Here is a 2362-nt window from a genome sequence, read left to right on the forward strand (position 1 = left end):
GATCCGTCCCGGATGGTTGGGATCGAGCAGGTCGACGACGGGAGCGGGATTGCCGATGGTGATGTCGTTCACGCCATCGGCGACCACATCGCGAAAGTCACTGTTCTTTTGCACAACCTGCAGTGTGCCCCAAGTCTTGCCGCCATCGGTCGAACGTTTCATGACCAGATCGATTTCGCTGGCGTCGCCGCCCTGTCGCGCTTCGCAAAACGCCAGCAAGTCCTCGTTGGCGGCGCGAATGATTGCCGGGATGCGGAAGATCCGATATCCGTCTTGACCGCTGACAAACACACTGGCCACGGGAAAACCGGTGTCGGTCAACGCAGGCTGCTCGGCGGCCGAGGGTTTTGCAAGGAAACTGCCCGCGATCAGCAGCAGAGTGACGAAGTAGGGTTTGGGATCGATGCGGTTGTTCATGTTTGAGGTTCTATGCCCAGTGGGCGAGCGATGGAATCCATTTGTCATCAACGACTTCAAAACTACACGACCTCCATCGTGGGAAGGCGCGTGTGGAGCTTGCGGCCGTGCAGCCTATTCGGGCTGATCCCAAAGACGGTAGGGATCGTCCAGGCGACGCATCTCGTCGAGCAACAGCTTTTCCATCTTGATCAGCTGGTCCTTGTGCTTCGGGTCGTCGGCCAAGTTGACTTGACCGGGTGTGGGCGTCTGACCGACGAGGGCATTGAGCGATGGGTCGTGGTGTTGCGTCAGAAATTCATGCGGATTCTCGGCCAGATTGAACAGTTGTGTCTGGCGGACTTTTCCGTCCAAGACGTCATACTTGATCAGCTTCCAATCGCCCTGTTTGACGCATCGCATGCCCGGTTTCGTCCCGCCACAATAGACGCCGAACAGCGTGTCGCGGACGACTTGTTGTTTGCCGAACAAGACGGGAGCGAAACTGATCCCTTCGTTGGTTTCGGGGGCATCGATGCCGGTCAGGTCGCAGATCGTTGCCAGCACATCCATCAAGTAGATGTTCCCGGGCGCTCGCACGCCCTGCGGAATTCCCGGTCCCTTGGCAATGAACGGGACACGCCAGGTGTGTTCGTAAAGGTTTTGTTTGCCTTGCAAACCGTGGCGACCGATCGCCATGCCGTGATCAGCCGTGTAAAAGATATAGGTGTTGTCGAGCTCGCCGAGTTTTTCGAGTTTGTCGAGTACGCGACCGATCTGATCATCGATGTTCTCGCTGCAGGCGAATTCGCGTCCCAGCTCGTTTCGAATCGTTCGTTCGTCGCGCCGTGTCCAGACGCCGCTGACTTTTTCTTCGTCACGTAAGCCGGGGTGACCGTGATGGAACGGGTGCTCGGGCAAGTAATTGACGGGCAGTTGTGGTTGTTTGGGGTTGGCCGGCGGCAGTGAGTCTTTGTCGGTGTGATTCACCGCGCCGTATTTCGCGTTCAGTTCTGAGGTTCCGTCACGCGTGTCGTGGGGGTGTGAAAAACCGAAGTAGATCAAGAACGGATCGGAGTCCTTGGACGCTTCGCGTTGGCCCAGGTAATCCAGGACGCGATCGGCGTGCCAGGCGCTGCCGGTTTCATGAGTGCCGCCACGTTTGGTCGCTTCGTGAACGATCGTAAACAGTTGGTTGGCCGCGTCGTAGCTGTTCCCTCTCTTGCAGGTTCGCATCGTGTCGTAACCGGCGCGATTGAACACGGCGGCCATCGTCTGGTTGGGCAGATCCTTCGGCACCAGCGACGGATTGTCGGCGTTCGGATTCTGTTTGTTTCGTCCGCGATTGGGCAGATGCCAGACGCTGCGTCCGCTCATGATCATGTGACGCGACGGCGTGCACACCGCACCGGACCAGGACCCCATGTGGTGCGCCGCATCCAACACGATGCCTTCGGCGGCCAGTCGATCCAAGTGGGGTGTTTCGAGTTTGGATCGCGTGTTGTAGAGCTGCAAATCAAAGGGTGATTGATCGTCGGCCAAGATGAACAGAATGTTGGGGCGTTTCTTGCTGTTCTTCTGGGCCGCTTTCTTGGTGGCCGCTTTCTGCTGGGCTGCTTTCTGCTGTGCTGCGGTTCGCCGCGCGACGATGCCGGCCAACTTTTCCGCTTCGGCTTTGAGCACTTCCGGCGCGATCGTGGCGGGCGTGACGGTGTGATGATCGATGTCTTCGTCCGCGGCAATGCTGCGGATGCGAATGTTGCGATACCAAACCGGGTCGCCGTGGTCTTGCAGACTCAGGTACCCGCCGCGTTGGGACAGGTCACCGCCGCGCTGTTTCAGCATGTCGACGTTGAAGGCCCACTTGGGATCGTTGTAATCAAAGTCGATGACCTTGTTGCCGTTGAGCCAGTGCTGGATCACCGAATCCTTGCAGACGATGCGGGCTTCGTTCCACTGACCGACC

Annotated in this window: 1 protein-coding gene and 1 pseudogene; both read right to left on the bottom strand. The window is 58.3% G+C overall.

Annotated elements, in window-relative coordinates:
• Positions 1-417, bottom strand: a pseudogene (locus ABX749_RS29750) (hypothetical protein); the annotation flags it as partial.
• A 114-nt stretch (positions 418-531) separates the two neighbouring features.
• Positions 532-2362: sulfatase-like hydrolase/transferase (locus ABX749_RS29755; protein ID WP_372899231.1), on the bottom strand; the 1831-nt coding region annotated here is incomplete at its 5' end.

This window comes from Stieleria sp., from assembly GCF_041595215.1.
In the GTDB taxonomy this organism is placed as follows: Bacteria; Planctomycetota; Planctomycetia; order Pirellulales; family Pirellulaceae; genus Stieleria; species Stieleria magnilauensis.